This is a genomic window from Chromobacterium alkanivorans (genome assembly GCF_016937655.1).
Taxonomy (GTDB): domain Bacteria; phylum Pseudomonadota; class Gammaproteobacteria; order Burkholderiales; family Chromobacteriaceae; genus Chromobacterium; species Chromobacterium alkanivorans.
The window spans coordinates 20,921-47,716 of sequence record NZ_JAFHKL010000006.1; the positions used below are offsets into that span (position 1 = coordinate 20,921).

General features: G+C 66.3%; 27 protein-coding genes. 14 read left to right on the forward strand and 13 right to left on the reverse strand.

The features are described 5' to 3' along the window. Positions 1 to 34 precede the first annotated feature (34 nt). Genes JW897_RS11635 through fabI form a run of 3 tightly spaced genes read right to left on the reverse strand, consistent with a single transcriptional unit; the run spans position 35 to position 2,909 of the window. On the reverse strand, positions 35 to 1,189 hold the full coding sequence (locus tag JW897_RS11635) for an acetate/propionate family kinase (RefSeq protein WP_048414376.1): 1,155 nt from the start codon (positions 1,187 to 1,189) through the stop codon (positions 35 to 37). Continuing rightward, positions 1,186 to 2,121 carry a phosphate acetyltransferase gene (locus JW897_RS11640; protein WP_048414375.1) on the reverse strand — a complete coding sequence of 312 codons (936 nt, stop codon included), beginning with the start codon at positions 2,119 to 2,121 and terminating at the stop codon, positions 1,186 to 1,188. Before JW897_RS11640 ends, JW897_RS11635 begins: the two co-directional genes overlap by 4 nt. An 11-nt stretch (positions 2,122 to 2,132) precedes the next feature. Next, complete coding sequence (fabI, locus tag JW897_RS11645; protein WP_048414429.1) at positions 2,133 to 2,909, reverse strand: enoyl-ACP reductase FabI; 777 nt, start codon at positions 2,907 to 2,909, stop codon at positions 2,133 to 2,135. A gap of 264 nt (positions 2,910 to 3,173) precedes the next feature. On the opposite strand from fabI, the gene JW897_RS11650 reads away from it, so the two are divergent. From JW897_RS11650 to JW897_RS11675, 6 genes are all read left to right on the forward strand, one after another. Then, positions 3,174 to 3,434, forward strand: coding sequence for an FmdB family zinc ribbon protein (locus tag JW897_RS11650; protein WP_048414374.1), 261 nt, complete (start codon positions 3,174 to 3,176; stop codon positions 3,432 to 3,434). A gap of 6 nt (positions 3,435 to 3,440) precedes the next feature. Beyond that, complete coding sequence (locus tag JW897_RS11655) at positions 3,441 to 4,109, forward strand: DUF502 domain-containing protein (RefSeq protein ID WP_019103357.1); 669 nt, start codon at positions 3,441 to 3,443, stop codon at positions 4,107 to 4,109. Between the two features lie 83 nt (positions 4,110 to 4,192). Continuing rightward, complete coding sequence (gene aspS / locus JW897_RS11660) at positions 4,193 to 5,986, forward strand: aspartate--tRNA ligase (RefSeq protein WP_205466232.1); 1,794 nt, start codon at positions 4,193 to 4,195, stop codon at positions 5,984 to 5,986. 290 nt (positions 5,987 to 6,276) lie between these two features. Then, a complete protein-coding gene (locus JW897_RS11665; RefSeq protein WP_048409261.1) occupies positions 6,277 to 6,891 on the forward strand; it encodes a peroxiredoxin in 615 nt (204 codons plus the stop codon). A 139-nt stretch (positions 6,892 to 7,030) separates the two neighbouring features. Next, positions 7,031 to 8,233, forward strand: coding sequence for a GGDEF domain-containing protein (locus tag JW897_RS11670; protein ID WP_053077363.1), 1,203 nt, complete (start codon positions 7,031 to 7,033; stop codon positions 8,231 to 8,233). A gap of 20 nt (positions 8,234 to 8,253) precedes the next feature. After that, entirely contained in the window at positions 8,254 to 9,462 is a 1,209-nt protein-coding gene (locus tag JW897_RS11675) for a GGDEF domain-containing protein (RefSeq protein ID WP_205466234.1), read from the forward strand. Between the two features lie 88 nt (positions 9,463 to 9,550). Here the strand turns inward: JW897_RS11675 and JW897_RS11680 are convergent, their stop codons facing one another. Then, positions 9,551 to 10,846: an MFS transporter gene (locus JW897_RS11680; protein WP_205466237.1), complete on the reverse strand. Its 1,296-nt coding sequence runs from the start codon at positions 10,844 to 10,846 to the stop codon at positions 9,551 to 9,553. Between the two features lie 117 nt (positions 10,847 to 10,963). Beyond that, positions 10,964 to 11,563 (reverse strand): arylesterase, encoded by a 600-nt coding sequence (locus JW897_RS11685; RefSeq protein WP_205466239.1) that lies wholly within the window; start codon positions 11,561 to 11,563, stop codon positions 10,964 to 10,966. A gap of 2 nt (positions 11,564 to 11,565) precedes the next feature. Here JW897_RS11685 and JW897_RS11690 point away from each other — a divergent pair, with 2 nt between their 5' ends. The 3 genes from JW897_RS11690 to JW897_RS11700 are packed head-to-tail and all read left to right on the forward strand — an operon-like array spanning position 11,566 to position 15,327. Beyond that, positions 11,566 to 12,258 (forward strand): ABC transporter ATP-binding protein, encoded by a 693-nt coding sequence (locus tag JW897_RS11690; RefSeq protein ID WP_048414370.1) that lies wholly within the window; start codon positions 11,566 to 11,568, stop codon positions 12,256 to 12,258. Then, complete coding sequence (locus JW897_RS11695) at positions 12,255 to 14,747, forward strand: ABC transporter permease (RefSeq protein ID WP_205466241.1); 2,493 nt, start codon at positions 12,255 to 12,257, stop codon at positions 14,745 to 14,747. The genes JW897_RS11690 and JW897_RS11695 overlap by 4 nt, the downstream gene beginning before the upstream one ends. Before the next feature lie 52 nt (positions 14,748 to 14,799). After that, positions 14,800 to 15,327: a DUF2946 family protein gene (locus JW897_RS11700; protein WP_240352181.1), complete on the forward strand. Its 528-nt coding sequence runs from the start codon at positions 14,800 to 14,802 to the stop codon at positions 15,325 to 15,327. Positions 15,328 to 15,616: 289 nt separating this feature from the next. Here JW897_RS11700 and JW897_RS11705 read toward each other — a convergent pair whose 3' ends face one another. From JW897_RS11705 to JW897_RS11740, 8 genes are all read right to left on the reverse strand, one after another. Next, positions 15,617 to 16,888, reverse strand: coding sequence for a CynX/NimT family MFS transporter (locus JW897_RS11705; protein ID WP_048416060.1), 1,272 nt, complete (start codon positions 16,886 to 16,888; stop codon positions 15,617 to 15,619). Positions 16,889 to 16,959: 71 nt separating this feature from the next. Further along, a complete protein-coding gene (locus tag JW897_RS11710) occupies positions 16,960 to 17,658 on the reverse strand; it encodes a FadR/GntR family transcriptional regulator (protein WP_048416062.1) in 699 nt (232 codons plus the stop codon). Positions 17,659 to 17,751: 93 nt separating this feature from the next. Beyond that, positions 17,752 to 19,230, reverse strand: a complete 1,479-nt coding sequence (gene fliD / locus JW897_RS11715; protein WP_205466243.1) for a flagellar filament capping protein FliD — start codon at positions 19,228 to 19,230, stop codon at positions 17,752 to 17,754. A gap of 170 nt (positions 19,231 to 19,400) precedes the next feature. After that, complete coding sequence (locus JW897_RS11720) at positions 19,401 to 19,664, reverse strand: hypothetical protein (protein WP_048416058.1); 264 nt, start codon at positions 19,662 to 19,664, stop codon at positions 19,401 to 19,403. A 152-nt stretch (positions 19,665 to 19,816) separates the two neighbouring features. Next, complete coding sequence (modB, locus tag JW897_RS11725; protein WP_048416057.1) at positions 19,817 to 20,491, reverse strand: molybdate ABC transporter permease subunit; 675 nt, start codon at positions 20,489 to 20,491, stop codon at positions 19,817 to 19,819. Continuing rightward, a complete protein-coding gene (gene modA, locus JW897_RS11730; protein ID WP_048416056.1) occupies positions 20,488 to 21,216 on the reverse strand; it encodes a molybdate ABC transporter substrate-binding protein in 729 nt (242 codons plus the stop codon). Before modA ends, modB begins: the two co-directional genes overlap by 4 nt. Before the next feature lie 52 nt (positions 21,217 to 21,268). After that, entirely contained in the window at positions 21,269 to 21,955 is a 687-nt protein-coding gene (locus JW897_RS11735; RefSeq protein ID WP_082159186.1) for a DUF3313 family protein, read from the reverse strand. 106 nt (positions 21,956 to 22,061) lie between these two features. Continuing rightward, complete coding sequence (locus JW897_RS11740; RefSeq protein WP_048416054.1) at positions 22,062 to 22,739, reverse strand: DUF3313 family protein; 678 nt, start codon at positions 22,737 to 22,739, stop codon at positions 22,062 to 22,064. A gap of 198 nt (positions 22,740 to 22,937) precedes the next feature. Here JW897_RS11740 and mltG point away from each other — a divergent pair, with 198 nt between their 5' ends. From mltG to JW897_RS11765, 5 genes are read left to right on the forward strand one after another with little or no spacing between them, the layout of a single operon-like run. Continuing rightward, entirely contained in the window at positions 22,938 to 23,930 is a 993-nt protein-coding gene (gene mltG, locus JW897_RS11745) for an endolytic transglycosylase MltG (RefSeq protein ID WP_082159184.1), read from the forward strand. Beyond that, a complete protein-coding gene (tmk, locus tag JW897_RS11750; protein ID WP_205466245.1) occupies positions 23,930 to 24,565 on the forward strand; it encodes a dTMP kinase in 636 nt (211 codons plus the stop codon). The genes mltG and tmk overlap by 1 nt, the downstream gene beginning before the upstream one ends. Next, a complete protein-coding gene (locus JW897_RS11755; protein WP_048416051.1) occupies positions 24,565 to 25,578 on the forward strand; it encodes a DNA polymerase III subunit delta' in 1,014 nt (337 codons plus the stop codon). Before tmk ends, JW897_RS11755 begins: the two co-directional genes overlap by 1 nt. Before the next feature lie 19 nt (positions 25,579 to 25,597). Further along, positions 25,598 to 25,972 (forward strand): PilZ domain-containing protein, encoded by a 375-nt coding sequence (locus JW897_RS11760; protein ID WP_048416050.1) that lies wholly within the window; start codon positions 25,598 to 25,600, stop codon positions 25,970 to 25,972. 48 nt (positions 25,973 to 26,020) lie between these two features. Beyond that, a complete protein-coding gene (locus tag JW897_RS11765) occupies positions 26,021 to 26,791 on the forward strand; it encodes a TatD family hydrolase (protein ID WP_048416061.1) in 771 nt (256 codons plus the stop codon). Positions 26,792 to 26,796 lie beyond the last annotated feature (5 nt).

Sequence of the window (26,796 nt, forward strand, 5' to 3'; positions counted from 1 at the left end):
TCGAAGCAGGCCCGCCGCTAGGCGGGCCTTGCGCTTATTGCAGCAGCGCGGCCGCCTGGCGCGCCATCTCGCCTTCCTCGTCGGTGGGCAGCACATAGGCCGCGCGCGCGCTGGCGGCGGTGGTCAGCCGCCGCGCCTGGGCCAGGTTGGCGGCCTGGTCGGCCTCAAAGCCCAGCCAGGCCAGCTGTTGCAGCACCCGGCCGCGCACCTCCGGCGAATGCTCGCCCACGCCGGCGGTGAACACCAGCGCGTCCAGGCCCTTCATCGCCGCGGCCAGGCTGGCCACTTCGCGCGCCACCCGGTAACAGAACAGCTCGATGGCCTCGCGCGCCGCCGGCAGGTCGCTGGCCAGCAGTTCGCGCATATCGGACGACAGGCCGGAGACGCCGAGCAGGCCGGAGTTCTTGTACAGCTCGCGCCGCACATCGGCCACGCTCATGCCGGCCTGTTCCTGCCAGTAGAGGATGACTTCCGGGTCGATGTAGCCGGGGCGGCTGCCCATCATCAGCCCGTCCACCGCGGAGAAGCCCATGCTGGAAGCCATGCTGCGGCCGGCGTCCAGCGCGCAGGCGCTGGCGCCGCTGCCCAGGTGGCAGACCACCACCTTGGCGCGCTCCAGGCCCAGTTCCGGCAGCCGCCTGGCGATGGCGGCGTAGGACAGGCCGTGGAAGCCGTAGCGGCGCACCCCGTCGTCGTGCCAGTGGCGGGCGATGCCGAAGCGGGTGGCCACCTCCGGCTGCTGGGCGTGGAAGGCGGTGTCGAAGCAGGCGAACTGCGGCAGCCGGGCGTCGTACTCCTCGAAGGCGGAAATCACCGACAGGCTGACCGGCTGATGCAGCGGCGCCAGCGCCACGTAGTCCTCCAGCTGGGCGCGGATGTCGGCGTCCAGCCGTACGGCGGCGGTGAAGCGGCCGCCGCCGTGCACCACCCGGTGCACCACGGCCAGCGGCTCCAGCTGCTGGTCGGCCAGGCTGTTGATCACCGCGGCGATGGCGTTGGCGCGGCCGCCGTCGTCCAGCGCGTGGCGGCTCAGCGTCTGGCCCTTGCCGTCCAGCAATTGCAGTTCCGGCTTGGCCTGGCCGAAGCGGTCCACCATGCCGCGCGCCAGCAGCTGGCGCCCGTCCGGCGCGAAGGCGCGGAATTTCAGCGTGGAGGAGCCGGCGTTGACGGCGAGCAGCACCCTGCTCATGGCCGCGGCCCGCTTTGCCGGCGCTTGTGCGCCAGCAAATTGGCCACGGCGGCGGAGGCGAGGCGGCCGTTGGCGTCGTCGGCGCGGCTGGTCAGCACGATGGGCGCGCGCGCGCCCATCACGATGCCGGCCGAAGCCGCGGCGGCCAGATAGGTCAGCTGCTTGCCCAGCATATTGCCGGCTTCCAGATCCGGCACCAGCAGGATGTCCGGGTCGCCTGCCACCGGCGAGACGATGCCCTTGCTGTCGGCGGCTTCGCGCGAGATGGCGTTGTCGAAGGCCAGCGGGCCGTCGAGGATGGCGCCGGTGATCTGGCCGCGGTCCGCCATCTTGCACAGCGCGGCGGCGTCCAGCGTGGAGCGCATCGCCGGATTGATGGTTTCCACCGCGGCCAGGATGGCCACCTTGGGCTGGCGGATGCCCAGCGCCTGGGTCAGGTCAATGGCGTTCTGGCAGATGTCGCGCTTGGTCAGCAGGTCGGGCTCGATATTGATCGCGGCGTCGGTGATGAACAGATAGCGCGGATAGGTCTCCACCTTCATGATCCAGACGTGGCTGATGCGGCGGTCGGTGCGGATGCCGGTGCCGCGCGCCAGCGCTTCGGCCATGAATTCGTCGGTGTGCAGGCTGCCCTTCATCAGAATGTCGGCGTAGCCGTCGCGCACCAGGGTCACCGCCTGCTCGGCGGCGGCGTGGCTGTGCGGCACGTCGATCAGCTCGAAGCGGCTCAGGTCCACTTCCAGCTCGTCGGCCAGCTTGGCCAGCCGGGCGGCGGGGGCCACCAGGATGGGGGTGGCGATGCCGTGGTCGGCGGCCTCCACCGCGCCCAGCAGCGCTTCGCGGCTGCAGGGGTGGGCCACCGCCATCGGCAGCGGCCCCAGGCCGGTCGCCTGTTGCAGGATGTCGGCAAAAGCGTGTTCGTCGCGTGTCATGGCGGGCCTCCTCAAGCCTTGATGTGGTGGCCGCCATCGACATAGATGGTCTGGCCGGTCAGGCCGCGGGCGGCGTCGGAGATCAGGAAGGCGCAGGTGGTGCCCACGTCCTCGATTTCCACCAGGCGGTTCTGCGGAGCGCGCGCGATGGCGTCCTCGATCAATTGGTCGAAGTGGGCGATGCCGGAGGCGGCGCGGGTGCGCAGCGGGCCGGGGGACACCGCGTGCACGCGGATGTTCTTGGAACCCAGCTCGCTGGCCAGGTAGCGGGACACGCTTTCCAGCGCGGCCTTGACCGGGCCCATGATGTTGTAGTTCTCCACCACCTTGTCGGCGCCGTAATAGCTCATGGTGATCAGGCTGCCGCCCTGGCTCATCAAGGGCTCGGCCAGGCGGGCCATTTCGATGAAGGAGTAGCAGGAGACGCGCATCGCCTGCTGGAAGCCGGCCTGGGAACAGTCGGTGACGCGGCCGTGCAGATCGTCCATCGGGCAGAAGGCGATGGAGTGAATGACGAAATCCAGTTTGCCCCATTGCTGGCGAATCGCCTCGAACACCGCCTCCATCTGCCCCGGCTGTTCCACGTCCAGCGGCAGCACCAGCGGCGAACCCAGCTGGTCGGCCAGCGGACGCACGTATTTTTCCGCTTTCTGGTTAAGATAGGTGACGGCGAATTCGGCGCCCAGGTCGCGCAGCACGCTGGCGCAGCCGTAGGCGATGCTGTTTTCATTGGCGATGCCGACGATCAGGCCTTTCTTGCCGGCAAGAATGTTGCGAATGCTTTCCATCTGACCCTCTTGGTAAACCATGTGACCTCCGGGATTTGTAGGGTTGCAGGGCAGTATTGCGGGCTAATGAAGCAAAGGGATTTTTGTATTGACGATTCAGTCGGATATAATCGACGATTTGGCGGGACGAAGGCTTGATGTTGGAGCCCTTCATCCGCATCTGTCCGACTAGGCATGCCGGGCGTAAGTTCACGCTCGGATAGTGCAGTGCAGCATGAGTTCGGTTTATTATGCCATCATGATTACTGGTGGGGAAGCAAAGCTATGCCAATCTACGAATACCGTTGCGGCGCCTGCGGCGTCGCCAAAGAGCATCTGCAAAAACTCAGCGACGAGCCCGTCGCGCAATGCCCGGCCTGCGGCAGCGCCGAGTATCGCAAGCAGCTGTCCGCGGCCGGCTTCCAGCTGAAGGGTTCCGGCTGGTACGCCACCGATTTCAAGGGCGGCGCGTCCGGCGGCTCGTCCGCCTCGTCTTCGGACAGCGGCGGCGGCCATAGCTGCGGCACCGGCTGTGGGTGCGCGTAAACCCCGATGACGCCGCAAATCAAAATGACGCTGAAGGGCTATCTGGTCACCGGCTTGCTGGTGTGGCTGCCCTTGGCCGTGACGCTGTGGGTGTTGAACCTGATCGTCACTTCGCTGGACCAGACGCTGAACCTGTTGCCGCAGGAATGGCAGCCGGAGGCCTTGCTCGGCTTCCACCTGCCGGGCTTGGGCGTGGTGCTGTCGGTGCTGATCCTGCTGGGCACCGGCATGCTGGCCGCCAACGTGCTGGGCCAGCGCGTGCTGGACATGTGGGACGCGCTGCTGTCGCGCATCCCGGTGGTGAAGAGCATTTACAACAGCGTCAAGCAAGTCAGCGACACGCTGCTGTCCGACTCCGGCCAGGCCTTCAAGAAGGCGCTGCTGGTGCAGTTCCCTCATTCCGGCATGTGGACGGTGGCGTTTCAGACCGGCCCGCTGCCTGAAGTCGTGTCCGAATCGCTGTCCGACGACGAGTTCATCGGGGTCTACGTGCCCACCATCCCCAACCCGACTTCGGGCTATTTCGTGATGGTGGCCAAGAAGGACACCCGCGATCTGAACATGAGCGTGGACGAGGCGTTGAAATACGCGATCTCCATGGGCATGGTGGCGCCGAATCCGCCGCCGGCCGCTCAGCGTCCACGTCTGAACGACGAACATAATCGGCAGGGCTAGACCGACACCCTGTCTAGCCCTTAACGCCTTTCTTTCCCCCAGGCGGGGAAGCCTCACCGAATTTGAATAAAAGGGTTTACCCAATGCGAACCGACTATTGCGGACTTATTGACAAGAAATACCTCGGCCAGACCGTTACCGTGAAGGGCTGGGCTCACCGCCGCCGCGACCATGGCGGCGTGATCTTCATCGACCTGCGCGACCGCGAAGGCCTGGTGCAGGTGGTGATCGATCCGGACACCCCGGAAGCCTTCCAGTTGGCCGACAGCAGCCGCGGCGAATACGTGCTGTCCATCACCGGCATCGTGCGCGAGCGTCCGGCCGGCACCGCCAACAGCAAGATGATTTCCGGCGAGATCGAAATCCTGGCCAAGGAAATCGAAATCCTCAACGCCGCCGCCACGCCGCCGTTCCAGATCGACGACGAGACCCTGTCCGAGAACGTGCGTCTGACCAACCGCGTGATCGATCTGCGCCGCCCGGCGATGCAGAAAAACCTGCGTCTGCGCTACAAGGTGGCGATGGGCGTGCGCAACCACCTGGACAAGCAGGGCTTCATCGACATCGAAACCCCGATGCTGACCCGCTCCACGCCGGAAGGCGCGCGCGACTACCTGGTGCCGTCCCGCGTGCATCCGGGCGAATTCTTCGCGCTGCCGCAATCGCCGCAGTTGTTCAAGCAATTGCTGATGGTGGCCGGCTTCGACCGCTACTACCAGATCACCAAGTGCTTCCGCGACGAAGATCTGCGCGCCGACCGTCAGCCTGAATTCACCCAGATCGACATCGAGACCTCGTTCCTGAACGAGGATCAGATCATGGACATCACCGAGGGCATGACCAAGGAGATCTTCCGCGACGTGCTGGGCGTGGAGCTGCCGCAGTTCCCGCGCATGAGCTACGCCGACGCGATGTTCTACTACGGCTCCGACAAGCCGGACATGCGCGTGGACCTGAAATTCACCGAACTGACCGACGTGATGAAGTCGGAAGAGTTCAAGGTGTTCCGCGGCGCCGCCGACATGGCGGGTGGCCGCGTAGTGGCCCTGCGCGTGCCGGGCGGTTCCGGCCTCAGCCGCAAGGAAATCGACGACTACACCCAGTTCGTCGGCATCTACGGCGCCAAGGGCCTGGCCTACATCAAGGTCAACGACGCCAGCAAGCCGACCGAAGAAGGTCTGCAGTCGCCCATCGTCAAGTTCCTGTCCGCCGACGGCCTGAAAGCCATCATCGAGCGCACCGGCGCGCAAAACGGCGACATCATCTTCTTCGGCGCGGACAAGGCCAAGGTGGTGAACGAGGCCATCGGCGCGCTGCGCATCAAGATCGGCCACGAGCACGGCCTGGCCAACGGCTACTTCGTCAAGGAATGGCGTCCGCTGTGGGTGGTGGACTTCCCGATGTTCGAGCACGACGAGGACGCCGACCGCTGGACCGCCTGCCACCATCCGTTCACCAGCCCGAAGCAGGGCCACGAGGACCTGATGGCCACCGATCCGGGCGCCTGCCTGGCGCGCGCTTACGACATGGTGCTGAACGGCTGGGAAATCGGCGGCGGCTCCATCCGTATCCATCGCGCTGAAATCCAGGAAAAAGTGTTCGGCGCGCTGAAGATCAGCCCGGAAGAGCAACAGAACAAGTTCGGCTTCCTGCTGGACAACCTGAAGTTCGGCGCGCCGCCGCACGGCGGCCTGGCCTTCGGCCTGGATCGCCTGGTGACGCTGATGTGCGGCGCGGAATCCATCCGCGACGTGATCGCCTTCCCGAAAACCCAGCGCGCCCAGTGCCTGCTGACCAACGCGCCCAACGCGGTGGACGACAAGCAGCTACGCGAACTGAACCTGCGCCTGCGCCAGAAGGCCGAGCCTTCCGCCTGACGCCGGCTTGATTCGACGCCGACGGCCGTTGCGCAAGCAGCGGCCGTTTTTCATTCGGCGGCTCTCGGCGTCCTTGGCTTGAACCTTGCGCTTTTGGCCCAATCTAATACCGGCCTCATACTTGACGCGAGCGCCTGCCGGGCCTGCATTGCAAAACTTTATCGCAACGATATGGATTTACAATTTGCCGATGTCGGCGGGCCTGATTTATAAAGCCTCGCATTCCGCCGCGTTTCCCGACGCCCGATCAGGGAAGCGCGGTCACACCAAGACCTTTAAGGAGATCCGCAATGGCCGTACTCGTTGGCAAACAAGCCCCCTTCTTCGATGGCGCGAAAACCTTCTCCGCCGTGCTGGGCGATGGTCAGATCGTTGACAACTACTCCTTCAAGCAAGCTACCGCCGGCAAGTACGCGGTAGTGTTCTTCTACCCGCTGGACTTCACCTTCGTGTGCCCGTCCGAACTGATCGCCTTCGATCACCGCCTGGCCGATTTCAAAGCCAAGAACGTGGAAGTGATCGGCGTGTCCATCGACAGCCAGTTCTCCCACGCCGCATGGCGCAACACCCCGGTGGAAAAGGGCGGCATCGGCCAGGTTGGCTACACCCTGGTGGGCGACATCCAGCACGAACTGTGCAAGGCCTTCGACGTTGAAGCCGAAGGCGGCGTCGCTTTCCGCGGCTCCTTCCTGATCGACCGTTCCGGCGTGGTGCAGCACCAAGTGGTGAACAACCTGCCGCTGGGCCGCAACGTCGACGAAATGCTGCGCATGGTTGACGCGCTGCAATTCACCGAAGAGCACGGCGAAGTGTGCCCGGCTGGCTGGAACAAGGGCAAGAAGGGCATGAAGCCGAGCGCCGAAGGCGTGGCTTCCTACCTGGCAGAAAACGCCAAGGACCTGTAATCCGTCGCAAGCGGATTGCGTCCGACCCTGCCCCGCGCGCCTTGGCCCGCGGGGCTTTTTATTGCGCGGCCCGCGCTGACTTGGCGCATTGCTCGCTATAACTAACAATAAGTTACCAAGATAACGACAGGCCCGAGCCATGCCTCTGCCGATCAGTCAGCTGGACAGCCTCACCATGCTGCATGCGATGCGCTCCACCTACCTGTCCGTGCCGCACGCCTTATTGGGCGCGGCCCTGCTGATCGGACTGGAATGGGGGCGGACGCCGGTCGTCCCGTCCGTATTGTGGCTGGTGCTTCTCAGCCTGTTGTTGTTGTGGCAATGGGGCACCACCTGGCGCGCCTGTCGCTGCCCCGAGCACGACGACTGGCAGATCGCCGCGCTGTACCGGCGCTTTGCCGTGCAGATCGTCGCCGTGGGCGTGGGCTGGGGAGCCGCGGCCTGGATCCTGATGCCCGACGGCGATCTGACTTACAGCCTGATCGTGGTGCTGTGGGGCATCGCGGTCAGCGCGGTGCTGGGTGCGATGCTGTCGGCGCGCCGCGAACTGTTTTACGGCTTCGTCGGCCCGCTCTGGTGCTTGCTGCTGTTGCGCTTGTTTCTGTCGCCGGAGCCGGTGCTGCGCTGGGTGGGCGTTTCCGGCATCATCTATTGCCTGTCGCTGATGCAATTCACTTCCTTATTGCATCGCTTTGCGCTGGAGTCCATGGGGCAGCGCGCCGAAAACGCTAGCCTGATGCGGGAATTGACGCTGGAACAGACGCAGCTGGATAACTACAACGCGATGCTGGAGCAGAAAAACATGGAGCTGGACGGCGCGGTGGAGCGCATCAGCGAACTGGCCTCGCGCGACCCGCTGACCGGCGTGCTCAATATGCGCACCCTGATGCGGGAAATGGAGCGCCTGCTGGAGCTCTCGGAAACCCAGGGCTCGCCTTTCGCCATCGCCATCATCGATCTGGACCATTTCAAGCGCGTCAACGACAGCTGCGGCCATGCGCGCGGCGACGAGGTGTTGCAGCAGCTGTGCGAGCTGGCGCAGCAGGCCTTGGCGGACGGCGAACTGTTCGGCCGTTACGGCGGCGAGGAATTCCTGCTGCTGGCCCCGGCCTGCAGCGGCGCCGAGCTGAGCCGGCGCATGGAGGCGCTGCGCGACAAGGTGGGCGGCTGGGACTGGCGGCGGCTGACCGGCGACCTGCCGGTGACCCTGTCCTGCGGCGTGGCCGCCTGGCGGCCGGGCGTCGACCCGCTGGGCCTGCTGCAGCAGGCGGACAAGGCGCTGTATCAAGCCAAGGCGCTGGGGCGCGACCGCGTCTGCCTGGCGAGAGAGGCCGCGGCGTGAGGCGGAGACTGGGCATTCTGATGCCATTTCCCTGGCAGGCCGCGCATCCGGAGCTGGAGGCGGAACTGGTGCGCCAGTTTGTCTCCATGCTCAAACTCTCGATTCTGCAATCCTTCATCGCGATACCCCTGTTCGGCCTGCTGATGCTCGGGCACGCGCCCGCCTGGCGCATCCTGTGTTGGGTGGGCATCTTTCTGCTGATGCAATTGCTGTTCGCGCGGCTGGTCTACCGGTTTCACTGCCACGCGCATAGCCAGGACCAGGTGTTCCGGCATTACCAGGTCCTGCGGGAGCTGATGCTGTTCAGCGCGCTGGTGTGGAGCATGATGATGTGGTTCATGTTCCCGCAGATGGAGGGGCCCTACCGCATCGTGGTGGTGCTGTGGCTGGCCGGCGGTTTCGCCGCGGTGTGTCTGCTGCAAGCGCCGTGCCGCGATCTGCACCTGACGTTTTTCGTCGGTTACTGGGCGTATCCGCTGTACCGTTTCCATTCCGAGGGCACTTTGCTGTACAGCGCCTTGCTGGTGGGCGCGGTGATTTTCATCCTGGTGCAGTGGGAGTTCCTGTCCAGCTTCAATCCGCTGCTGCGCGACACCGTCAGGCTGCGCGAGCGCAATGCGGTGGTGCTGCGCCGGCTGCAGGAGCTGTACGCGGAAAGCGCGGCCAAGCGGGAGCTGCTGGAGCAGCGCAGGCAGATGCTGGAACAGGCGGCGGAACAGATGCGCTTGCTGGCGGATTCCGATGTGTTGACCGGCTGTCTGAACCAGCGGGCCTTGCGTTGCCGGATGGCGGAGCTGGACCAGTCGGACGCCGCGGTCTGGAGCCTGGCGATGCTGGATCTGGACGAATTCAAGCAGGTGAACGACCGCTTCGGCCATTTGGCGGGAGACCAGGTGCTGCAGCAGGCGGCGCAGCACATCGCATCCTGTCTGGAGGGCTGGATGACGCTGGCGCGTTACGGCGGCGAGGAGTTCGTGGTGCTGGCGCCCGGCTTGGCGCCGGAGCGGCTGGCGGAGAGAATGGAGGCGGTCAGGCTGCGCCTGGCCCAGGCCCAGCTGGACGGCTTGCCGGACGGTTACGCGCAGACGGTGTCCATAGGCGTGGCGGGCCAGCCGCCGCTGAACGGCAGTCAGCAAGCCTTGCTGCAGGCGGACGCCGCCTTGTACCGGGCCAAGGCGTCCGGCCGCAACCGGGTGTGCGTGTGGGATGCGGAGCCGGAGCGGGACTAGGCCAGCCTGCCCAAAGCCTGCCGCGCTTGCCGAGAGGCGGCGCGGCGAGCGCGGTCCGAACGGTCCACGACGCGCGCATTCCGCTTCCTCAGCCGTTTTCGCCCTGGCTCGCCTTGGCCGGCGCGGCTTTGAACCGGCTCTGCGGCGCCGGCTCGGATTGGCGGGCGAGCATGAGGCGCAGCGCCGGCTGCTGGATCAGCGCCGACAGGCAGACGGCGGCGGCGCACATCCACCACAGCGCGACGCCGCCCACCGCGCCGTAGAGCCAGGTGCCCAAGGCCGGAGCGAACAGGGTGCGGCCCTGCCACACCGCGTTGTACAGCCCCAGATAGCGGCCGCGCAGCCGGCCTTCCGAGCGGTGCATCACCAGCATGGTGTAACAGGGCGACACCAACAGCTCGCCCAGCGTCAGCGTCGTCATCATCAGCAGCGCCCACAGCGGGCCCTGGCCCAGCGTCAGCCACAGGAAGGAGACGCCGGTCAGCAGCACGCCGGCCTGGGTGCTGGCCAGCAAGCCCCAGTCCAGAATGCGGTGGCTGATCGGAATCTGCAGCGCCACCACCATCAGCCCGTTCAGCGTGAACAGATAGCCCATCCATTGCGGGCCCAGTTGATAATGCTCGCGCAGGAACAGTCCCAGCGTCACATAGATCTGGTCGAATACCGCGGTCATCAGCGTCAGGGCAAGCAACATGCGCAGAAAGGGAAGGTCGCGCCAGGGACCGATCAGCGCTTCGGCGCCGGTTTCGGCGGTTTCGAGCGCAGCCGGAGGGACGGGTGCCGAGTCGTTGCGGCGGTAGGCCCAGGCCAGCCACAGCGCCGCGCTCAGCGTGGCGGCGGCGTTGGCGGCGTAAACCCAGTCGTAGCCGATGGCGGCCAATGAGCCGCTGAGCAGGCCGGCGCCGGCGACGCCCAGATTGAAGGCCACCCGCAGCATGCCCTGGGCCACCGCGCGCTGCCGAGGCAGACAGGGCTCCAGCGCCAGCCGCAGATTGACCGGGCGGAAAGCGCCGTCGGCGAAGCCGGAGACCAGCAGCACCGGCACGAACAGCCAGAGCGGGATCGCCAGCGCCAGCAACAGCAGGCACAGGCCGGAGGCGCTCAGGAACAGCGTGGCCAGCTTGCGGCCGTCGAAGCGGTCGGACAGCGCGCCGCCGTTGAGGGACCCCAGCAGCGCGCCGGCGCCGTAGGCCGCCATCATCAGGCCGATCTGCGCATAGCCCAGCTGGTAGTTCTCGCGCAGATAAAGCGGCAGGAAGAGTTTGGAGATGCCGCCGATATTGTTGATCAGGCTGCACAACACCTGGATGTAGACCGTGGCGGGCAGGCCGCGATAGGGAGACAGCAGGCGTTTCAGCCAGGGGGCGGGGGGCGGGCGGCTCATAAGAATCCAGGATATGATTATGCTTTTGACTTATCTTGCTGCGTTGCAGCGAAGAAAGTCAACTCCGTGAATATCCTGGGCGAGCCGGAAGCCGCCGCGCGGCGCGCGCGCGGGTTTTCAGCGCAGCGGCAGCTTGGCCTTGACCGTGCGCATCATCGCGGGCTGGGCGGCGGCCACCGGGTGCAGCCCGTCCGGCTGGAATTGGGACAGATCGGCCTCGAAGCCGGCCACCAGCAGCGGCACGAAGGGCAGGCGTTCGCGCTTGGCCAGGTCGGCGTAGGCTTTGCGGAACTCGGCGCCGTATTGCGGGCCATAGTTCGGAGGCAGGGCCATGCCCACCAGCACCACCTTGGCCTTGCTTTGTTTGGCCAAGGCGATCATCTTGGACAGGTTGCCGCGCATCTGCGCCAACGGCAGGCCGCGCAGGCCGTCGTTGGCGCCCAGTTCCAGCACCACGATGTCCGGGCGATGGCGCGCCAGCGCGTCCGGCAGCCTGGCCAGGCCGCCGTCGGTGGTTTCTCCGGAGACGCTGGCATTGACGATGCGGTGCTTCGCCCCCATCTCCTTGGCGAGCAGGCTGACCCAGCCCTGGCCGGGAGACAGGCCGTAGCCGGCGGACAGACTGTCGCCGAACACCAGTATCGTCGCGGCGGACGCCGGCAGCATCAGCAGGCACAGGCCGGCGGAAAGTAGAACTTTGCTTAGTATCGAGCGCATAAATGAATCCAATTGAAACCCAGGCGGTGTTGGCGGCCAGCGAGCTGGCCAAGCAGGTGCATTTCCACGGCGAGCCGCTGAACATCCTGCGCAGCGCCACGCTGACCCTGTATCCGGGCGAGAGCGTGGCCATCGTCGGCGCCTCCGGCTCCGGCAAGTCTACCCTGTTGTCCCTGTTGGCGGGGCTGGACCATCCGTCCGGCGGCGAGGTGTCCTTGTTCGGCCAAGCCTTGTCCGGCTTGAGCGAAGACGCGCGCGCGCTGCTGCGCAGAGACAAGGTGGGGTTCGTGTTCCAGAATTTCCAGCTGATGCCGCAACTGACCGCGCTGGAAAACGTGATGCTGCCGCTGGAGCTGGCCGGCCGCGCCGACGCGCGCGAAGCGGCGCGCCAGATGCTGGACCGCGTCGGCCTCAGCCACAGGCTGGGCCATTACCCGCGTCATCTTTCCGGCGGCGAGCAGCAACGGGTGGCCCTGGCGCGCGCCTTCGTCATTCATCCCGGCCTGCTGTTCGCCGACGAGCCCACCGGCAATCTGGACCCGCACAGCGGCCGGCAGATCATCGACCTGCTGTTCCAGCTCAATGCCGAGCAGGGCACCGCCCTGGTGCTGGTCACCCACGACACCGAACTGGCCAGCCGTTGCGACGCCATCTACCGGCTGGTGGAAGGCAAGCTCAACGGAGCGCGCTCATGACGCTGGCCGGCCGCTTGACCCTGGTGTTCCGCTTCATCCGCCGCGAACTGGTGTCCGGCGAGCTGACCATCCTGGCGCTGGCCCTGGTGGTGGCGGTGATGGCGATGAGCAGCGTGGCCTTTTTCTCAGACCGCGTGGAGCGCGCGCTGACCACCCAGGCCACCCAGCTGCTGGCCGCCGATCTGGTGCTCAACGGCAATCAGCCGGCGCCGGAGTCCATCCGCCGCGAGGCGGAAAAGCGCGGCCTGCGGCTGGCCGACAACATCAGCTTTCCCTCCATGGTGTTTTCCGACGGCCAGGCGGCCTTGGCCACGTATAAATCGGTCAGCGACAACTATCCCTTGCGCGGCGAAGTCAGCGTGCGGCTGGCCGACGGCCGGATCGAAACCGGCAGCCTGCGGCCGGCCGCGGGCACCGCCTGGGCCGACGCCAGACTGATGCGGCGGCTGAAGCTGAAGCTGGGCGACACCCTGGGCGTGGGCGGCGCGCAGCTGCGGCTGGCCGGCGAAATCGTCCGCGAACCGGACGGCGCGATGGATTTGTACAACTTCGTGCCGCGGCTGATGTTCAACCGCGCCGACCTGGCCGCCACCGGCCTGATTCAGGAAGGCAGCCGCGCGCGCTGGCGGCTGATGTTCGCCGGAGACGACCGCGGCGTCGCCGATTTCCGCCAGTGGCTGGAAAAGGCCAAGCCCAAGGACGCGCGGCTGGAAAACGTGGAGGAGGCCAGGCCGGAAGTGCGCACCGCGCTGGAGCGCGCGCGGCGTTTTCTGGGCCTGACCGCGATGCTGACCGTGGCGCTGGCGGCGTCGGTGGTGGCGCTGGTGGTGCGGCGTTATCTGGCGCGCCATTGGCAGCAGGTGGCGGTGCTGCGCTGCCTGGGCCTGACCGCGGGCGAGGTGTGGGGGCTGTTCGTCAGCCTGTTCCTCTTGCTGGGCCTGCTGGCCGGCGCGCTGGGCACCGCCGGCGGCTTCGGCGTGCAGCTGGCCTTGATGCGGCTGGCCAGCGGCTATGTCGGTGAAATCCTGCCCGATCCGGGCTGGCTGACCTGGCTGGTGGGCCCGCTGGCCTCGCTGGTGCTGCTGGCCGGTCTGGCGCTGCCGCCCTTGATGGGCATACGCGACGTGCCGCCGGCGGCGGTGCTGCGCGATGAATTGACGCCGACGCGCCAGGGCGTGCTGGCGCCCTTGCTGGCCCTGGTGGCGCTGCTGGGCCTGGCCGCCTGGCAGGTGGGCGACCTGGCGGTGGCCGGCTGGCTGCTGGCCGGCATGCTGGGCTTCTTCGCCGCGGTGGGCGCGCTGGCGCTGGGCGTGGTCCATCTGATGCGGCGGCTGCCGCGCGGACGCCGGGTGGGCTGGCGCTTCGGCATCGCCAATATCGCGCGCCGCCACTGGCTGGCGGTGATACAGATCGTGTCCTTGTCGGTGGGCCTGATGGCCTTGCTGACGCTCACCATCGTCCGCGACGACCTGATCGGCGCCTGGCAGCGCAGCGTGCCGGCGGACGCGCCGAACAAATTCGTCATCAATATCCAGCGCCATCAGCTCGACGGCGTGCGCAACGCCTTCGCCGCGGAGGGACGCGCGGCGCCGGAACTGGCGCCCATGGTGCGGGCGCGGCTGATCGCGATCAACGAGCATCCGGTGCGGCCGTCCGCGTATGAAGACGAGCGCGCGCGGCGGCTGGCCGAGCGCGAATTCAATCTGTCCTGGCGCGACGAGTTGCCGCCGGGCAACAAGCTGACCGCGGGCCAATGGTGGCAGCCCCAGAAACGGATTCCGCCGCAGTTCTCGGTGGAGCGCGGGCTGGCCGACACCCTGGGCATCAAGCTGGGTGACATGTTGGCTTTCGACCTGGCCGGCACCACTTACCGCGCCAAGGTCACCAGCCTGCGCGAAGTGCCGTGGGACAGTTTCCGCGTCAATTTCTTCGTGATCGGCACGCCCGGCCAGTTCAGCCAGCAGCCGGCCAGCTGGATCACCAGCTTCCGGCTGGAGGCGGTGGACGAGGACTTCGTCAATCGCCTGGTGGGCGAGTTTCCCAATCTGACCGTGATCGACGTCGGGGCGATTCTGACCGAGGTGCGGGCGATGATGGACAAGCTGTCGCGCGGCATCGAGGCCATGTTCGGCCTGGCGCTGGCCGCCGGCGTGCTGGTGTTGTGGGCGTCGCTGGCGGCCACCCGCGACGAGCGGCTGTTCGATGTCGGCCTGATGCGGGCGCTGGGGGCGTCGCGGCGACAGGTGCGCAGCGTGGTGCTGGCGGAGCTGGCCTGGCTGGGCGCGTTTTCCGGTTTATTGGCGGCGTTGGGCGCGATGGGCATCGGCGCTTTGGCTTCGGTCAAATTGTTCAATCTGCCCTTGGTGTTCAATCCCTGGCTGTTGCCCGCCGGCGTCGTCAGCGGCGCGCTGGTAGTGGTGGTGGCCGGTTGGCCGTTGGTGGGGCGAGTGACCCGGACATCGCCGATGGCGGTGTTGCGGGCGATCTGAGTTTGGTGGTCAAAGCTGAGAGTCAAGCGGGAGCAGACCCGCAAGGAGACGCATGATGGATGCGATAGTACAGGCGGCAATGGCCAAGTGGCCGAACGTGCCCGCCGTGTTTGGCTGGCTGCGGCTGGACGCGCGCGGCCAGTGGTGGATCAAGGACGAACGCCTGCAGCACGAGGCGATGATCGAGTTCTTCGGCCGCAACTACAGCCGCGACGGGCTGGGGCGCTGTTATGTGCAGAACGGGCCGCAGAAAGTCTATGTGACGCTGGACGCCGCGCCGCTGGTGGCGCGGCGTACCCCGTCGGGCTGGAGCACGCTGCCCTACGACGACGACGTGCCGGCGCGTTCCGCCTGGCTGACGCCGGAGGGCATGCTGTTGATCGAGATCGGCGGCGAGCTGGCGGCGGTGGACGACCGCGACCTGGCCGCGGTGCTGGACGAAGGGGCGCCGGGCTGGGACGGCGACATGGCTACGCTGCCGGACCGGCTGGCCTTGGGCAAGGCCGCGATTCCGCTGGGCAAGGAGAGCCTGCCGGATTTGTGGCTGCGCTACGGCATCGTCGGCCGCCCCAAGGGCTGAGCCGCTCCGCCGTCAAACAAAACCCCGGGCAAGCCCGGGGTTTTGTTTGGTCCGCGCGCGGCGGGGCTTGGAGCCCGTTCAAAATCTGCTGAGCGTCGGCCGCAACGCCTGGTCTCGTTCCAGCTCGCGAGACTTTGAACAGGTTCTTAGAACGTGTTTACGATCTCGCGAGCAAGAGCGAGGCAAGGCGAAAACGACCGAAAAAGCGGAATGTACGGTTGGTACATGAGCATTTTGAGGGTGTTTTCAACGCTGTATCGCCGAAGCGCAGCAGATCGTAAACAGGTTCTTAGAGCGGACGCGACTCCACCTGCACCAGGCGCTTGCGTCCGGCCAGCATGCCCATGGCGAAGGTGGCGGCGGAGATCAGCGCGAGCAGCAGGCCCAGCGGCCACAGGCTGTGGGTCTGGTCGCGGATCAGGCCTACGCTGAGCGGACCGAGCGAGGCCAGCGCGTAGCCGACGCCCTGGGCCATGCCGGACAGGTGGGCGGCCACGTGCGGGTCCGGCGAGCGCAGCGCCAGCAGGCTCAGCGCCATGCTGAACAGGCCGCCCTGGCCCAAGCCCAGCAGCACCGCCCAGAACAGCAGGCTGTCGGTGGGCGCGAACAACATGCCGAGCAGGCCGCTGATCACCAGCGCCACGGTGGCGGCGATAGGCGGGCGCTGGTCGCGGCAGCGCTGTCCCAGCGCCGGCACCAGCAGCGAGGACACTACTTGCACCATGATGGAAATGGACAGCAGCAGGCCGGCGTGCAGCGCGGTCTCGCCGCGGTCTATCAGGATGGACGGCAGCCAGCCGAACACGATGTAGGCCATCGACGATTGCAGACCCATGAACAAGGTCACCTGCCAGGCCAGCGGATCGCGCAGCAGGCCGCGCACCAGCCATTGGCCGTGATGGGACGCCTGCCGCTTACGCGTCTGCGGCCACCACACCAGCAGCGCCAGCAGCGCCGGCGTCGCCCAGATCGCCAGCGCGCCTTGCCAGCTGTTTCCCATCCAGTGCATCGCCGGCACGGTCAGGCCGGCGGCCAGCGCCGCGCCCAGGCACAGCGCCATGGTGTAGACCCCGGTCATCAGGCTGACCTGACGGGGGAAGTCGCGCTTGACGATGCCGGGCAGCAGCACGCCGATGATGCCTATGCTGGCGCCGGCCAGCGCCGAGCCGGCGAACAGGCCGACTTGGCCGAACTGGGTGCGCAGCAAGATGCCCAGCGCCAAGGTCACCAGGATCAGCGCGATGGTTTTCTCGCTGCCCCAGAGGCGGGCCAGCCGCGGTGCCAGGGGGCCGAACAGGCCGAGGCAGGCCACCGGCAACGTGGTGAGCAGGCCGGCCATCAGGCCGCTGAGCCCGCGGCTGGCGGCGACGTCGTGCAGCACCGGGGACAGGCTGGACAGCGCCGGCCGCAGATTGGCGCCGACCAGCATCAGGCCCAGCAGCAACAGCCAGGGACGGCTCAGCGCCGGGCGCTGGCTTTGCACGCCGGCGTCGTCGATCTCGGCGTCGATCAGCGTGTCTTCAACCGGCAGGTGGTCCGGCATGGATTTGGGTGTGGACATGTGTTTTCCTTCTGCGCTTTTGTTGTTGTCGGAGCCGGCTCCCCGCGCCTGGGGGCCGGCTCGAATCGGGCTCAAGCCGCGGCGGAGCGGTTCAGCAAGCGGTCCAGCGCCTCCAGCAAGGGGCGGGTGATGGCGGCGGCGGCTTGCGCCGCCTCGTCCGGCCGGCGCAGGCGGATGGCTTCGTAAATGGCTTGGTGGGCGGCGAGGTCCGGGTCCGGCAGCGCCTCGTCGAGGATGGACTGCTGCACATGCTGGCGCACCGCGCGCGAGAAATACGCGTAGAGCTCGGCCAAGGCCTGGTTGCCGCTGGCGTTGGCGACGGCGAGATGAAACTCCAGATCCCGGTCGATGAAGGCCTCCAGCGGCTCCTGCGGCAGCCGTTCGCCGCGGCGCGCCAGCGCGTCCGCTATCGCGCCGAGATCCGCTTCCGGACAGCGGCTGGCCGCCAGCCTCGCCGCGCTTTCTTCCAGCATGCAGCGCACTTCCAGGTGTTCGCGCAGGCTGGCGCGGCTGATGGCGCGCATCGCCTCGCCGGGGTTGACCGTGGCGCGCACATAGCTGCCGTCGCCCTGGCGCACCTCCAGCAGGCCGGCGTACAGCAGCACCCGCACCGCCTCGCGCACCGTGTTGCGGCTGACGCCCAGTTGTTCCGCCAGTTCCGGCTCGGTGGGAATGCGAGCGCCCAGCGGCCAATCGCCGTCCGCCAGCCGCTTGGCGATGTTTTCCACCGCGATGTCGACCAGCGAGCGTTTATAGGGAAGCGCCGACATGGCTTGCTCCTGATTCATCCAATCATCCGATGAATTTTAACGAGACAAGATGGAATCGGCAATGCTAGAGGAAAAACAAATAGCGAATATCAATCATGCATAAGTGGAAATGCCGTTGCCGCTGTTGCCGGACAGGCCCAGGCCGTTGTTCAGAATCTGGGAATTGACCGCGTAAGGCGCGCCCAGGGAGTAGACCATCGCGTACAGCGACAGCGCGCTGATTTGCTGCGCGCTCAGCTGGATGGTGCCGGACTGGTTGACCGTCAAGGAGGCGAGATTGGAGGGGACGGTGTTGGACGCCGGGGTGGCGGATTGCCGCAGCTGCAGGCTGAACTGCATTTTCTGCAGCGCGGTCAGGGTTTGCGGAATGGTGCCGTTGCCGTAGGAGGCGTAGCTGTTGGCCAGCCAGTTCAACGCCCGGGCGGCGGTGTAGAGCAGATCGGCCACGCCTTGGGAATCCCCGCTGTAAGCGCTTTGCAGGCTGTTGTTGCTCAGGCTGAGGCTGCCCATCTGGCCGAACTGCTGCGGGTATTGGAAATTGAGGCCGATCTGGTTCAGCTTGACCAGCAGCGAGCTGCCGTTGCTGTAACTGGCGGCGGCCTGCAGGTTCATGCTGCTGGCCAATTGCTTGGCGATGGGGTCGCGGCTGAGCAGGCCGCCGCTGACCAGCAGCGCGTTCAGGCTGCCTTGCATGGTGTTGAAGGCGTCGGCCAGCGATTGCGCCTGTCCGTTGAGGCCGTTCAGGTCCAGCTTGACCGAGATATTGGTGCTGCCGGTGGACAGCAGGTCCATGGACACGGATGAGCCCAGCGAGATGCCGCTGTTGCCGGCGTTGGAGCCGGACGCGCCGTTGATCAGGTAGTTGGCGTTTTGCGCGGCCTGGGTCTGGGTCAGGTTCTGGCCGCTGCCCACCGCCTGGGTCTGGTCGAAGGCCAGGCGGGACAGGCCGCTCTGATCCGTGTTGTTGCCGTCGTTGTCGCTGACCAGGATCTGAAAATTGTTGCTGGCGCCGGTCTGGGCGGCGCTGATCTGCAATTGATAATTGCCGGAGGCGTTCTGCACGATATTGGCCACCATGCCGACGCCGGAGCCGTTGATGGCGGTGGCGATGCTGGACAGGGTGCCGTTGCTGATGGACAGCGTGGCCGAGCTGCCGCTGGGGGTGAAGCTGGTGGCCGAGGTGGGCGAGGTGTAGGCGTAGCTGCCGGTCTTGATGGTCAGCGTGCCGCTGCCCACCGCGGTGCTGCTGGTGTCCGGCAGGGTGAAGGCGGTGACCGCGCTGTGCGCCTGCGCCAGCTGCGACACCGACACGCTGTAATTGCCGTTTTGCGCGCCGGCGGCGGTGGAAACGCTGGCCACCGACGGATTGCTGCTGCTGCCGCTGATGGAGTTGTTGACCGCGTACGGGGAATAGATCTGTTGCAGGCTGTCCTGGAAGACGTTCAGGCTGGACAGCAACTGGCCCAGCCCGGAAATCAGCACCACATTGGGATCGGTGCCGGAGCTCTGCGAGCTGTTGCTGCTGCGGATCAGCGGCACGATGGGCGAAGTGGAGCCCAATAAACCGCTCAAGAATTGATTGTTATTGCCGAAAAGCGATAACAGCGGATTGTAATTTCCGAGGATATTGTTTGCCATGGCTCACCCGCAGAATCCCTGTTGCCACCTCTCAGTGTAGGCGAAGAATCAGGAATTTGCCGGCGAGCGGGCTGTCCCGGCGGACAGGCCGCCGGAGAGGGGGCTTATTTGGCCGGGGCCGCGTCCTTCACGCATTTCTTGACGAAGCTGGCCTTGGCCGCGCCGGCGAGTTTCTTGTCGGCGGCTTTGGCGTCGCAGCTTTTTTGGGCATTGGCGGCGGCGCTGTCTTTCTCGCATTTCTTCAGGAAGCTGCTCTTGGCGGCGCCGGCCAGTTTTTTCTCGGCGGCCTTGGCGTCGCAGGCGGCGTCAGCCAGCGCCAGGTTGGCGGAAGTCAGGGCCAGAACAGCGATCATCAGGTATTTGCGCATGATTCATCCTTGTTGGGTCAGGTTGTCGGGCCCATGACGGGCGAGAAAAACGATACTCCAAGTTATAGCGCATGAACACTGCGTTTTGTTGACGTCATGTAACAGCTTGCATCGATAGATGTCAGCATTGTCAGCAAACACGGCCCGTCGGCTCAGTCGTAGCGGCGCTGGCGCGCGTTGAGGCGGTAGACCAGGGCCAGGGTGGAGAAGGCGAACAAGACCAGCAACAGGCCCAGACGGTGCGCGCTGGCGTAGTCCGCCTGTTCCACGTGGTTGTACAGCGCGATGGAGATGACCCGGGTTTCCCCTTCGATATTGCCGCCTATCATCAACACTACGCCGAACTCGCCCACGGTGTGGGCGAAGCCCATGCTGGCGGCGGCCAGCACCCCGGAGCGGCAGCTGGGCAGGATGACCCGGGTCAGCCGCTGCCAGCGGTTGGCGCCCAATACCATCGCGGTTTCGATTTCCTCGCGCCGCACCGCGTTGAAGCTGACGATCAAGGGTTGCAGCACGAAGGGCAAGGAGTACAGCACCGAGGCGATGATCAGTCCCTGAAAGGTGAAGGCGAGGCCGGGCCAGCCCAGCCAGGCGGTCAGCTGGCCGATGGGGCCGTGCGGGCCGAAGGCCACCAGCAGATAAAAGCCCAGCACCGTGGGCGGCAACACCAGCGGCAGCGTCGCGCCGGCCTCTATCACCGGCTTGAGGCGGGAACGCGTGCGCGACAGCCACCAGCCCAGCGGCACGCAAAGCAGGAGCAGGATCAGGGTGCTGATGGCGGCCAGCCGCAGCGTAAGCGCGATGGCCGCCCATTCGGATGCGCTCATTGCGCGAAGTCGTAGCCCGCTTTCTTGATCAGCGCGCGCGCCTTGTCGCCCTTGAGGAAGACGAGGAAGGCCCTGGCCGCCGGGGTGTCGCGCACCAGCAGCGCGTCTTGGCGGATGGGCTGGTGCAGCTTGGCCGGCACCAGCCAGTAGTGGTCGGCGATGCCTTGCTCCAGCAGCTGCGCGTAAGCGACGAAGGCGAAGTCGGCGCCGCCGACCTGGGCGAACTGCATGGTCTGGCTGATGTTGTCGCCGGTGACGAACTTGGGCTTGAGCGCGTCGACGAGCTTGAGCGCGGTCAGGGTCTCCATCGCCGCGCGGCCGTAAGGCGCGGCCGCCGGGTTGGCGATGGCCAGCTTGTTGAAGTTGCCGCCGCGCAGCGCGGCTTCGCCGGCGTCGTCGCGTTGCTTGCTCCACAGCGCCAGCTTGCCGATGGCGTAGGTGAAGCGGCTGTCGGGCTTGCCTATCTTGTCGCGCAGCAGTTCGGCCGGGCGCTCGTCGTCGGCGGACAGGAACACGTCGAAGGGCGCGCCCTGGCGGATCTGCGCGGTCAGCTTGCCGGAGGCGCCGCCGCTGGCCTTGATGTCGTGGCCGCTGGCGGCCTTGAACTCCACTGCGATCTTGTCCAGCGTCTGCTGGAAATTGCTGGCGACCGCCACGGTGACGGTGTCGGCGGCGGCGAACAGCGGGGACAGCAACAGCAACAAGCTCAGTACTTTGCGCGGCATGGTCGGCTTCCTGACAGAGGATCAAACAAGCATTATGCCGCCAGCCTGGGCGCTAGCCTACTCCCCCAAACGGAGTAGCCGCCGCCAAGTGCTGGGCCATCTGCCGCGCGTGGTCGCGGCTCCACAGGTCTACGCGCTGTTGCAGCCATTCCGCGTTGGACGGTTGCGCGTCGGCGGGGTCCGGATTATTGCCCAGCAGATTGACGCCGCCGGCCAGCAGCAGGCCGGATTCGGAGTCTTCCAGCTGGCCTACGGTGGACACCTGGGCCAGATAGGGGTCGATGTCGTCGGCGAAGCGGGCCAGATTGAGCGCGGCCGGCAACGGTCGCCGCGCGTCGGCTTCGGCCAGCTCCCTCAGCATGTGGCCCACCGCCACGCGCAGCCGGGCGATGCCCGGCCCGGCCGAGGAGGCCACCGGCAGGCCCTCGCTGCACAGCGCCCGGGCCAGGCTGCTGCGGTAGCAGGCGTCTAGGCGGTTGTGCTCGTCGGCCGCGGTGGCCTGCCACTGGCCGTCCGCCTGGCGGCCCAGAAAGATCAGCGGTTCGATCAGGATGCCGTGATAGCGCTTCAGGTCGACGCCGGGCTGCAGGTACAGCACCTGGCCGGCATGGTCCGGGCTGGGGTGGAAGGCTTCGCTGGGCAGCAGAACCAGATTCTCCGGCTGCTCCCCGGCGTGGCCGATATTGGCCAGCAAGGCGGAAGCCATCAGCGCGCAGGCGAGTTTAAAGAAGGGTTTCATCGTGCGGGCTCAGTGGAGATTGCGTGGGAGATGGACTGCGGGAGGCGGGCGGCGTTCCATCGATATTGTTGCGACTTTGTGACGGGTCGGACTGTCTTCATGCGTCTTATCGCGCCGGCGAGGCCGCGCCGCGGCGCGCCGCCGGCGTCAATTGCTGGCGCAGCAGCGGGGACCAGTCCTGGATCAGCAATTGCCGCCAGCCGTCGTCCTCGTCGCCGGCCGCGGCTTCGGCTTGCGACTGCATGGTGACGCCGCCGGCGACCACGCCCCGCCCCATCGCGTCCTCCAATTGGGACACCGAGGACACCAATTGCAGATACGGTTCTATATTGGAAGCCATGCAGGGCAGTTGCAGCGCCACGTGGCTGCTGTTCAGCGGCTGGCTGTCCTGGGCGATCCGCGATTGGCGCGCCGCCACCGCGATGCGCAGGCGCAGCGCGCCGGCGGTGGGGATGTCGGTCAGCGCGATCGGCCAGGCCTGCAACAAGGCGGCCACCTGGCGGCGCATGATCTGGTTGGCGCTTTCCTGCTCCGCGGTCTGCAGCAGTTGCCAGCCGCCGTCCTGTTGCCGGTTCAGCAGCAACAGCGGTTCCACGATCAGCGCGTGGTAGCCGTTCAGCGCCGCGGGCGATTGCAGATAGGTCAGCTGCTGCGGATGCCGTCCTTGTCGGAAGGCATCCATCGGCAGGCGCCATAAATCCCTGTCGGTCTGCCGGACTGCCGCCAATCTGGCCAGCGCCGTCCAGGCCACCAATGCGCATCCCAGATTGAAGAATGGCTTCATGAAAAGACTCGCATCATTTAAGCAGTCCATTTAATCAGGTATAGAACGCGAGCAAAACTATGCAAAATGGAAAGGTGGACAGTTGATTTGGCGCAAACTTTGCTTGATTGCGCGGGGAGGGCCTGACATGTCGGTCAGGCCGGCTTGTCTGGTATCATGCGCGATCGTTCCGCTGCGCCGTCTCATTCTTCCCGTCAAATGATGAAAACACTGTTTCGCCTGTTGTTGCTGTGCTTCGCGCTGGGCTGTGCCTGGCTGGCCTGGGTGGTCCTGATTCCGGTTGGCCTGCCGGAGGGCGGCTACAAGCTGACCGTGGGGCCCAACCGCACCTTGAGCCAGGTGGCGCGGGGGCTGGAGCAGGAGGGGGTGGTGCGCAGCCGCCAGGTGATGGTGGCGCTGGCCCGCCTGCAAGGCGTGGACCGCAAGATCAAGGCCGGCCTGTACCGTTTCGACGGTCAGGCGTCGATGCTGGACATCCTGAGCCGCCTGGCCGACGGCCACCCGGACGAGGCCAGCCTGACGGTGATCGAGGGCTGGACCTTCCGCCAATTCCGCCAGGCGATAGACCGCAACCCGGACATCCGGCATAGCGCCAAGGACTGGAGCGACGAGGACATCATGCGGCGGCTGGGCTTCGGCGACGCCAAGCCGGAAGGCCTGTTCTTCCCCAGCACCTATTTGTTCAGCCCGGGCATCGAGGACGCCGAACTGTATCGGCAGGCCTTCGCCGCGATGCAGCAGCGGCTGGAAGCGGCCTGGGCGGCGCGCAAGCCGGAACTGCCTTACCGCACGCCTTACGAACTGCTGATCATGGCCAGCCTGATAGAAAAGGAAACCGGCGAAGACGCAGACCGTCCAATGGTGGCGGGGGTGTTCGTCAACCGCCTGAAGCAGGGCATGCGGCTGCAGACCGATCCCTCGGTGATCTACGGCATGGGCAGCCTGTATCAGGGCAAGATAGGCAAGGCCGATCTGCGCCGCGACACGCCTTACAACACTTATACCCGCGCCGGATTGACGCCGACGCCCATCGCCCTGCCGGGCAAGGCGGCGCTGGACGCGGCGGCCAATCCGGCCGAAACCACGGCCCTGTATTTCGTCGCCCGCGGCGACGGCACTTCGCATTTTTCCGCGACGCTGGACGAACACAACCAGGCGGTGCGCAAATACATCTTGAAGAAAGGACAGTAATGGCGCTAGAGCAGCAACGCGGCCGCTTCATCAGCCTGGAAGGCATAGACGGCGCCGGCAAGAGCACCCATCTGGCCTTTATCCGCGATTGGCTGGCGCAACGCGGCGTCGACGCCGTGTTCACCCGCGAGCCGGGCGGCACCCCGCTGGGCGAGAAAATCCGCGAACTGCTGCTGGCGGTGGACACCGAGGCCTCGCTGGACGCGGAAACCCTGCTGGTGTTCGCCTCGCGCCAGCAATTGCTGCACAGCGTGATCGAGCCCGCGCTGGCCGCCGGCCAGTGGCTGGTGTCCGACCGCTTCACCGACTCCACCTTCGCCTTCCAGGGCGGCGGCCGCGGCGTGCCCTTCGAGCGCATCGCCGAACTGGAGCAATGGGTGCAGCACGGCCTGCAGCCGGACCTGACCTTGCTGTTCGACCTGCCGCTGGAGGTGGCGGCCGAGCGCATGTCCAAGACCCGGCAACTGGACCGCTTCGAGCAGGAGAAGGCCGATTTCCACGTGCGCGTGCGCGAAGCCTATCTGCGCCGCGCCGCCGGCCAGCCGCGTTTCGCGGTGCTGGACGCCAGCCGCTCCATCGCCGAGATCCAGGTCGACATCGCGGCCTGCCTGCAAAAACTGCTGGAGGCCGCGTGATGCTGCTGCCCTGGCAAGAAGGCGATTGGGCGCGCTTGAACGCCGAGCGTGAACGCCTGCCCAACGCCTGGCTGTTCACCGGCGCCGCCGGCATCGGCAAGCTGGAGTTCGCCGAGCATCTGGCCCAGTCCTTGCTGTGCGAGCGGCCGCAGGCCGGTCACCGGCCTTGCGGCGAATGCGAGGCCTGCCGCTGGTATCGGCACGGCACCCACCCGGACTTCCGCCGGCTGTCGCCGCTGGGCGACGAGGACGAGGAAGGCAAGGAGGGCGCCGAGGGCAAGAAGGTCAGCCGCAAGCTGCCGGTGATCAAGATCGAGGCGGTGCGCGAGGTGATCGATTTCGCCCACCTGAGCGCGCATCGCGCCGGCCGGCGCATCGTGCTGGTGGAGCCGGCGGAAAGCCTGAACCCGGCCGCCGCCAACGCCTTGCTCAAAATCCTGGAAGAGCCGCCGGCCGAAGTGCTGTTCCTGCTGGTGGCGCACGCGCCGCAGCGGCTGCTGCCCACCATACGCAGCCGTTGCCGCCAGTTTCCGCTGACACGGCCGGACCCGGCGCAGGCGCTGGCCTGGCTGCGCGAGCAGGGCGTGGCGGACGCCGAGCTGGAACTGGCCCACAACGGCGGCGCGCCGCTGTTCGACCACGATCCGGCGCTGGCCAAGCTGCGCGGCCAGTTCGTCCAGGGCCTGGCCCAGCCCAGCTTCGCCAATGTGCTGCAGCTGTCCGAGGCGGTGGACAAGCAGAAACTGCCCTTGCTGCTGCCCATAGGCTGGTTGATGAAATGGCTGCATGATCTGGCGAGTTTGAGACTAGCCGGTCTGGTCCGCTATTATCCAGATCAGGAGCGCGCCTTGCAGCAGCTGGCGGCGCGCGCCGACATCGCGCAATTGATGGCGTGTCAGCAAACGCTCAACCAGCTGGCGCCGTTCGGCCAGCACACGCTGAACACGCGCTTGCAATTGGAAGCGGTGCTGATGGACTATCTGAAGATATTCGCCAGCGGCAAGGCCGCCTGACATAGAGGGTTAGCCAAGTATGGACAATTCCGCCACTCGCCCGGACCTCAATCCCAACCGTCCCGGGGTGCTGTCCCTGCACATCAAGGAGCGCAGCGCGCTGTTCGCCGCCTACATGCCCTTTGTGCGCCACGGCGGGATTTTCATTCCCACCAACAAGGAAATGAAGCTGGGCGAGGAAGTGTTCCTGCTGCTGACCCTGATGGACGACCCGCAGCGCATCGCGGTGCAGGCCAAGGTGGTGTGGCTGACGCCGGCCGGCGCCAACAACAGCCGGGTGCAGGGCGTCGGCGTCGAGTTCGTCGCCGGCGACGCCGGCAAGCAGGCCAAGGACAAGATCGAGGCGCTGCTCAGCGGTGTGCTCAACTCCAGCCGGCCCACCCATACCATGTGATTGTTTTCGCGGCGCGCGCAAGCGCGCTGCAGCCTGATTGACGCAAAAATGTTCATTGATTCCCACTGCCACATCAATTTCCCCGACCTCGCCGCGCGCATGCCGGAAGTGCTGGCCAATATGCAGGCCAATCAGGTCAGCCACGCGCTGGTGATAGGGGTCAGCCGTCCCAAGTATCCGCAAGTGCTGGCGCTGGCGGAAAGCCACGGCAATCTGTACGCCACCGTGGGCGTGCACCCGGACGACCCGGACGCCGAAGAGTACAGCGAAGACGAACTGGTGGCGCTGGCCGCCCACCCGCGCGTGGTGGGCATAGGCGAAACCGGCCTCGACTACCACTGGTGCAAGGGCGATCTGGACTGGCAGCATCAGCGCTTCCGCACCCATATCCGCGCCGCCAAGCGCGTGGGGCTGCCGCTGGTGATCCATACCCGCGAATCGGCCGAGGACACCATCCGCCTGATGCGCGAAGAGAACGCCGAGGTCTGCGGCGGCGTGATGCACTGCTTCACCGAAACCTGGGAAGTGGCTCAGGCCGCGCTGGAACTGGGTTTCTACATTTCCTTCTCCGGCGTGGTGACCTTCAAGAACGCGGCCCAGGTCAAGGAAGTGGCGCAGAAAGTGCCGCTGGAGCGGATGTTGATCGAAACCGACTCGCCCTATCTGGCGCCGGTGCCGTATCGTGGCAAGGTCAACGAGCCGGCCTATGTCCGCCATGTGGCCGCCCACATCGCCGAGCTGCGCGGCATGGCGGTGGAAGAGGTGGCGCGCGTCACCAGCGATAACTTTTTCCGGCTGTTCTCCAAGGCCGGCCGTTGATGCGG

Excerpts from the sequence above, each read along its gene's own strand:
- JW897_RS11635 (WP_048414376.1), bottom strand. The coding sequence starts at position 1,189 with ATGAGCAGGGTGCTGCTCGCCGTCAACGCCGGCTCCTCCACGCTGAAA.
- JW897_RS11640 (WP_048414375.1), bottom strand. The coding sequence starts at position 2,121 with ATGACACGCGACGAACACGCTTTTGCCGACATCCTGCAACAGGCGACC.
- fabI (WP_048414429.1), bottom strand. The coding sequence starts at position 2,909 with ATGGAAAGCATTCGCAACATTCTTGCCGGCAAGAAAGGCCTGATCGTC.
- JW897_RS11650 (WP_048414374.1), top strand. The coding sequence starts at position 3,174 with ATGCCAATCTACGAATACCGTTGCGGCGCCTGCGGCGTCGCCAAAGAG.
- JW897_RS11655 (WP_019103357.1), top strand. The coding sequence starts at position 3,441 with ATGACGCCGCAAATCAAAATGACGCTGAAGGGCTATCTGGTCACCGGC.
- aspS (WP_205466232.1), top strand. The coding sequence starts at position 4,193 with ATGCGAACCGACTATTGCGGACTTATTGACAAGAAATACCTCGGCCAG.
- JW897_RS11665 (WP_048409261.1), top strand. The coding sequence starts at position 6,277 with ATGGCCGTACTCGTTGGCAAACAAGCCCCCTTCTTCGATGGCGCGAAA.
- JW897_RS11670 (WP_053077363.1), top strand. The coding sequence starts at position 7,031 with ATGCCTCTGCCGATCAGTCAGCTGGACAGCCTCACCATGCTGCATGCG.
- JW897_RS11675 (WP_205466234.1), top strand. The coding sequence starts at position 8,254 with ATGCCATTTCCCTGGCAGGCCGCGCATCCGGAGCTGGAGGCGGAACTG.
- JW897_RS11680 (WP_205466237.1), bottom strand. The coding sequence starts at position 10,846 with ATGAGCCGCCCGCCCCCCGCCCCCTGGCTGAAACGCCTGCTGTCTCCC.
- JW897_RS11685 (WP_205466239.1), bottom strand. The coding sequence starts at position 11,563 with ATGCGCTCGATACTAAGCAAAGTTCTACTTTCCGCCGGCCTGTGCCTG.
- JW897_RS11690 (WP_048414370.1), top strand. The coding sequence starts at position 11,566 with ATGAATCCAATTGAAACCCAGGCGGTGTTGGCGGCCAGCGAGCTGGCC.
- JW897_RS11695 (WP_205466241.1), top strand. The coding sequence starts at position 12,255 with ATGACGCTGGCCGGCCGCTTGACCCTGGTGTTCCGCTTCATCCGCCGC.
- JW897_RS11700 (WP_240352181.1), top strand. The coding sequence starts at position 14,800 with ATGATGGATGCGATAGTACAGGCGGCAATGGCCAAGTGGCCGAACGTG.
- JW897_RS11705 (WP_048416060.1), bottom strand. The coding sequence starts at position 16,888 with ATGTCCACACCCAAATCCATGCCGGACCACCTGCCGGTTGAAGACACG.
- JW897_RS11710 (WP_048416062.1), bottom strand. The coding sequence starts at position 17,658 with ATGTCGGCGCTTCCCTATAAACGCTCGCTGGTCGACATCGCGGTGGAA.
- JW897_RS11720 (WP_048416058.1), bottom strand. The coding sequence starts at position 19,664 with ATGCGCAAATACCTGATGATCGCTGTTCTGGCCCTGACTTCCGCCAAC.
- modB (WP_048416057.1), bottom strand. The coding sequence starts at position 20,491 with ATGAGCGCATCCGAATGGGCGGCCATCGCGCTTACGCTGCGGCTGGCC.
- modA (WP_048416056.1), bottom strand. The coding sequence starts at position 21,216 with ATGCCGCGCAAAGTACTGAGCTTGTTGCTGTTGCTGTCCCCGCTGTTC.
- JW897_RS11735 (WP_082159186.1), bottom strand. The coding sequence starts at position 21,955 with ATGAAACCCTTCTTTAAACTCGCCTGCGCGCTGATGGCTTCCGCCTTG.
- JW897_RS11740 (WP_048416054.1), bottom strand. The coding sequence starts at position 22,739 with ATGAAGCCATTCTTCAATCTGGGATGCGCATTGGTGGCCTGGACGGCG.
- mltG (WP_082159184.1), top strand. The coding sequence starts at position 22,938 with ATGATGAAAACACTGTTTCGCCTGTTGTTGCTGTGCTTCGCGCTGGGC.
- tmk (WP_205466245.1), top strand. The coding sequence starts at position 23,930 with ATGGCGCTAGAGCAGCAACGCGGCCGCTTCATCAGCCTGGAAGGCATA.
- JW897_RS11755 (WP_048416051.1), top strand. The coding sequence starts at position 24,565 with ATGCTGCTGCCCTGGCAAGAAGGCGATTGGGCGCGCTTGAACGCCGAG.
- JW897_RS11760 (WP_048416050.1), top strand. The coding sequence starts at position 25,598 with ATGGACAATTCCGCCACTCGCCCGGACCTCAATCCCAACCGTCCCGGG.
- JW897_RS11765 (WP_048416061.1), top strand. The coding sequence starts at position 26,021 with ATGTTCATTGATTCCCACTGCCACATCAATTTCCCCGACCTCGCCGCG.